We start from the raw sequence: 5,669 nt of genomic DNA, 5'->3' as shown, positions 1-5,669 counted from the left end.
GTTGGGACCTTGTCCCTGTGAGAGTAGGACGTCGCCAAGCAACTTTAAGACGAGTCAGAATGACTCGTCTTTTTTGTGTTTTATAAAAATAAGAATGGCTGGTAAATCTCAGTTTATTAAAATTTCACTTTATTGTTCACATCAACAAGTTCAAAACGCTCACAGACGAGTAACATATCTTCAGAGAAATTAAGACCAAGCTCATTTAGTTCCTTTGTAAAAAAACGAACATGGGTGTCTCTCCAGTAATTATAAGTACAATCTCCTTCGCCTTCAGCGATAGCGAATTCTTCGCTTACTTCATTCATTGGTGTTACAGTTACTTCTATTGTCTTAATAATAGCTACAGGTTCATCATTACTATTGAGTATAATACTATAATCAATAGTAGTCGGTAGTGATTCATGTTCTAATTCATAAAAAATGTGACCGGAGCATGTAGCGGTTTTAATACCGTCAATTACTAGTTGTGCAAGATAATTAGGGGCATCCCCAAATTGCCAAGCTGTAACAGATTCTGGTTTTTTGTTGTTTCCCCAATAAGTATCCCAATATGTCTGTGCTAATTGATTCATTTTTATCGTTACCTCACTCTAATTCATATTTAGTCTCTTTATAATTCCTAGGAAATTTACTTACTTATTTAGTATGTCTTTGTACTCATTTAAAAGTTGTAGCGGTGTGTTGCAAATTAAAAAGATACTATGTGGAGTGAATATAGTTTGTAAATATGTTCTGTACATATATGGGATCTTTAATTTTCCAATTGCATTTTATGATAAAGGATGTAGTTACTTAAAGAACGTTCAGATTATGAATGGTAGTTTATTATCACTATGCCATATTGAAGTGAGTAATACTAGAGTTAAAATAGATGAAAAAACTGATATTCTAAATTGAATATCAGTTTAATAATATGTGACTTATATGAATCTATAGCAATACGAAAAGCGTAAATAAGATAGCCAACAAAATACGATAGTACGCAAAAGGTTTTAAACCTATCTTCTCTAAAAGCTTTAGAAAAGTTACTACCGCTAGCATCGCTACTATAAAAGAGGTAATGAATCCTACCGCAAACATAGGGATGTCATCGACACTTAAATACTTCCAACTTTTTAGTAAGTCTAAGCCTGTAGCCCCAATCATTACAGGAAGAGCTATTAGAAAAGAGAATTCAGATGCAGTCTTATAATTTACTTTTGCTAATAGACCTCCAGAGATAGTAGAGCCAGCTCTAGAGAAGCCAGGGTATACTGCTAAGCACTGAAATAATCCGATTGTTAAAGCTTGGCGGTATGTTAAATCGTCCAGTGAATAGGCTGCTGCCTCCTTCTTTTTTACTTCTGCAAAGAGCATAAGAATTGCACCTGCTACAAGTCCAATCACAACAGTGTATGGCTGGAATAAGTATGTTTTAATAATATCATGTAGTAGCAAACCAGCAACCACTGCCGGAAATACGCCAAGAAATACATGGAACGCGTTGAATTTTTTTTCTTTCTGTAGAAGTGGCTTAATATTACATAAAGAAACGAGACGTTTATGATATAAAATTGCAATGGCTAAAATTGCGCCTAGCTGAATAACAATTTCAAACGTTTTCGCTCTTTCTCCCTCAAAGCCTAATAAATGCCCGACTAATATAAGATGGCCAGTAGAGGATATAGGTAAAAATTCAGCTAATCCTTCTACAATACCGAGTATGAAGGCAATAATGATATCGCTCATAGTTTCACTCCTACAAATTAATGAATGTCTACTTTTTTAAAATAGAATAGTGTTGCAATAAATCCGGAAATTGTCGTTACTGCAATGATGATATAAGAATACTCTGGTGGATATGTCGGTTGTAATTCGTTATTTGCGATATCTAGAGTAGCGGTCCACGGAAATAAATCTTTATGCTTGGAGTTTACGAGCATAAGATTAGTCATTGTAATAATGACTGTTAATATAATGGGCGGTACATAGCTCTTCATTACAAGAGTTAGTAGCACAATAGGTGAAGACAATAGAAAGAGAAGTCCACCACATATTAAAAATTCTAGGAAAGAACCTAAAAGTAAAGAAATGTTAAAGCCAGGGAAGTTCCCCAATAGCCCTAATATTAAAGTAAGTGCCCAAGCGACTAAAGTTAGCATCATAATCCAAAGAAAGAGAATGATGAATTTACTTATAATAAAGCTAATGCGCGACACGGGGATAGTTAGTAAATTTTTCAGTGTATCTTCTGCATATTCGCGGGTAAGCAAATATGCAACCACTACTCCATATAAGGGGAATCCTATAACTAAAGTAGTATATAAGTTAACGTCAGTGAATAATTGATGGAACCAAATAGTTGGAGTAGGCTGTTTTGTTTTTATATGTATATAAGAGGCTACTACAACTAAGAAAGGTGCGACACCAGCACCAATAATGCTAATTAAAAACATATTAGAGCGTTTTAGTTTTAAGAGTTCTGTATAGAGTAGATTAACCAATTGTTCCACCTCCAACTAGTTTGGTGAAATAATCTTCTAGTCTATCTTCGCTTATCATCATTTTTAATACTTCAATACCATTAAGAACAAACGTTCTGTTTATGTATCCTTGTTGTCCAAAATGAGAGTAAATACGAATATTTCCTTCATCATGTACTTCATAATCAAAAATTTGAAGATGATTTTCTAATAACATCACAGCTTTATCGTCATTATTCACTTGAAACTCTATGTACTTACGGTTTGCTTTGCGCAGCGTATCAAGAGAAACTTCTTCTAGTAACTTTCCTTCATGAATAATTCCGATACGATCGACCAACTGTTCTATCTCGGCTAATATGTGACTAGAAATGAGTATTGTTATATTTCTTTCTTGAGCTAAAGAATGAATAAGTTTTCGCATTTCTTTAATACCAATAGGGTCTAGTCCGTTAGTTGGTTCATCTAATATGAGTAGCTCAGGATAATGGAGAAGAGCGCGTGCAATTCCTAAGCGTTGCTTCATTCCTAAAGAATACTTTCCTACTAACTTTTTTGTCTCATGCTGCAAGCCTACTATTTCTAATGCTTCTTCGATAGCATTCTTTTTGTGAACCCCAATTATCTTTGCATTAATTAGTAGGTTTTCTTTTGCAGTTAAGTTTTCATAAAATCCTGGAACTTCAACTATAGAACCAATTCTGCTTAAAATATCTTTTTGATTTTGGAATAAGTTCTCTCCGAATATTTCAATCGTTCCACTTGTAGGTTTTATAAGACTAAGCAGCATACGAATGGTTGTTGTTTTACCAGCACCGTTGCGGCCTATGAAGCCATAAATCTCTCCTTGTTGAACATTAATATTTAAATTATCTACTGATTTTTGATTGCCATATACTTTAGTAAGGTTAGTCGTTTTTATAATTGTATTTATAGGAGACACCTGCTTTCTATAAGTTCTTACTTACATCATAAAAAGGAAGGCTTAACTGCATATTAATCATTTCTTAACTATTTCTTAAAAGTATTGTGTTTTGGAATAGAAAAGCCAAAAGTAGTTCGTTTCCATGGAGTACTTTCAACCCATATATGCCCACCATTTTTTTCAACGAGTGCTTTAGAAATAGAGAGTCCGAGACCGCTACCACCAAATGAAGAGTTTCTTGATTGTTCGCTTCGGTACATTCGCTCAAATATGTTTTGTAAATCATGTTTTGGAATACCAGGGCCTTGATCCCAAATATGAAGTTTGTATTCTGCATCAGCTTCCAGCAGTTCGACTCCTATTGTTTTCCCATCCTTTCCGTAATAAATTGCATTTTTCATTAAATTACCGATAATCCGCATAATGCTTAGATGATCTGCGATGATAGGACAAGTAGAATCTGGTATGAGAATTTGCAGTTCGATGTTATGTTTTGAGAGCTCAGGTAAAAATTCAATCAAAACTTCTCTAGTAACTTCAGAAAAGTCGAGTTCTTCTTCTTTTAGTGGAAATTCATTAGCGTCTAGCTTCGCCATATTGAATATTTCATCAACTAGGTGCTTTAAGTTATTTGATTTCATATAGAGTATTTTAAGATATTCTTGTTTTTCTATTTTAGAAGCAGCAACTCCGTCTTTCAAAGCATCTATATATCCGATTATGGAGGTGAGTGGTGTTCGTATATCGTGGGAGATACTAGACAAAAGTTGTTTTCTGGATTCCTCGGATCTTTTGGCTTCAATCTGAACCTGCTCTAATTTAGCTATTAGCTCGTTTATTGAAAAAACGATATTATGTAATGAGTGGTCATTGCTTGTGAATAATCTCGTTTGTAAGTTTCCTTTTAGTACACGACTTAATTTAGTATCCATTGCTTTACGATGTTGAATGAATTGTATTCTTGAAAAGAAGAGATAAATTGTAATTAAGATAAGGATAATAAATAAAGACATTTTTAATCTTGGGCCCATTTGTATGTTTAAAATCCCGCAAATGATAAGTTGTAATGAAATAAGGAAGAGGGTTTTATCAGTCTTCAAGCTTTTCACCTACAAACTTATAACCAATTCCCCATATAGTCTGAATAAATTTTGGATTGGAAGGGTCAATTTCTATTTTCTTTCTAAGTTTTCGAATATGTACCATAACGGTATTGTCATCTTCTATATAATTATCGTCCCACACATTTCGGAAGAGCTGTGTTTTTGTAAATACTTGCCCTGGGTTTGAAGTAAAGAATTTTAACAGTTCCAATTCTTTTCCGGTTAAGCTAATTTCTTCTTTGTTTGTATGAACTGTGTATGTATTTAAATTGATAGTTAGTCCTTTAAAAGATAAAGTTGTTTTTTCTTGAGCAGTATTGTTACTTCCGAGAACTAAAAAACGCCGCATAAGAGCTTTTACTCGTGCAATTACTTCGTGAATGCTGAAAGGTTTCGTAATATAATCATCAGCACCAATGCTTAAACCTAAAATTTTATCAACTTCGTGATCTTTAGCTGTGAGCATTAATATAGGTACGTTAGTTTTATCTCTAAGTTTTTTACATACCTCGATTCCATCTATTTTGGGCATCATAAGATCTAATATAACGAGGTTATATTTATTTTGATTAAATAAATGCAAGGCTTCTTCGCCGTTGATTGCAGTGTCTACCATGTATAATTCTCGTTCTAAATATATTTTTAATAAATTTCGGATTTCTTTATCGTCGTCTGCTATAAGGATACGTATATCTTTCATATCTTCACCTGCTTCTAATAGAGTTTTATTGATAGTACAACAACTCTCTAATTATATACTAGTATTTGTTAAAATAAGGTTGCTAGTTTTGTTGGAGGAAAACGTCCACACAAGTTAAGTCTAGAGTTCAAATTAACTTGAATATATTTTTAAAAATAAATTAAAGAGAAGCAGAAGGTGTGCTCCGATAATGAAATCCTATAGAGACGTATCTAGCTAAAAGAGCATAAAAATATTAAATTGAAATTCTTTATAAAAAGGTGTTGACGATTATACTTTAGAGGTGTAATATAGAACAAGTCGCCGATGACAATAACGTCGCAAGCGACAAACGAAATGAAAAACTTAGTTGACATCAAATAACGAAAGTGTTAACATAAGGAAGTCGCAAATGAGCGGCTAAGTAGTTCTTTGAAAACTGAACGAAACAAACAACGTGAAACGTCAATTTTTATTTTAGATGCTAGACAAACTAA

6 protein-coding genes are annotated in these 5,669 nt (G+C 33.4%); all 6 read right to left on the bottom strand.

The window, feature by feature from the left end; genetic code table 11:
* Nucleotides 1-116: 116 nt before the first annotated feature.
* The 6 genes from AB6801_RS31130 to AB6801_RS31105 all read right to left on the bottom strand — a co-directional run bounded on the left by AB6801_RS31130 (nucleotide 117) and on the right by AB6801_RS31105 (nucleotide 5,193).
* Complete coding sequence (locus AB6801_RS31130; protein ID WP_097999661.1) at nucleotides 117-575, bottom strand: ASCH domain-containing protein; 459 nt, start codon at nucleotides 573-575, stop codon at nucleotides 117-119.
* A 358-nt stretch (nucleotides 576-933) separates the two neighbouring features.
* Nucleotides 934-1,731, bottom strand: coding sequence for an undecaprenyl-diphosphate phosphatase UppP (gene uppP, locus AB6801_RS31125; RefSeq protein ID WP_001279960.1), 798 nt, complete (start codon nucleotides 1,729-1,731; stop codon nucleotides 934-936).
* A 17-nt stretch (nucleotides 1,732-1,748) separates the two neighbouring features.
* On the bottom strand, nucleotides 1,749-2,486 hold the full coding sequence (locus AB6801_RS31120) for an ABC transporter permease (protein WP_000247716.1): 738 nt from the start codon (nucleotides 2,484-2,486) through the stop codon (nucleotides 1,749-1,751).
* On the bottom strand, nucleotides 2,479-3,408 hold the full coding sequence (locus AB6801_RS31115; protein WP_000074580.1) for an ABC transporter ATP-binding protein: 930 nt from the start codon (nucleotides 3,406-3,408) through the stop codon (nucleotides 2,479-2,481). Before AB6801_RS31115 ends, AB6801_RS31120 begins: the two co-directional genes overlap by 8 nt.
* A gap of 68 nt (nucleotides 3,409-3,476) precedes the next feature.
* Complete coding sequence (locus AB6801_RS31110) at nucleotides 3,477-4,490, bottom strand: sensor histidine kinase (RefSeq protein ID WP_141403053.1); 1,014 nt, start codon at nucleotides 4,488-4,490, stop codon at nucleotides 3,477-3,479.
* Entirely contained in the window at nucleotides 4,480-5,193 is a 714-nt protein-coding gene (locus tag AB6801_RS31105; protein ID WP_000651991.1) for a response regulator transcription factor, read from the bottom strand. Before AB6801_RS31105 ends, AB6801_RS31110 begins: the two co-directional genes overlap by 11 nt.
* Nucleotides 5,194-5,669: the final 476 nt, after the last annotated feature.

Source organism: Bacillus sp. RCC_6_1 (genome assembly GCF_041360755.1).
Taxonomy (GTDB): domain Bacteria; phylum Bacillota; class Bacilli; order Bacillales; family Bacillaceae_G; genus Bacillus_A; species Bacillus_A cereus.
Note: the sequence above shows the minus strand (reverse complement) of the source record. Positions and strands in the feature narration are given on the sequence as shown.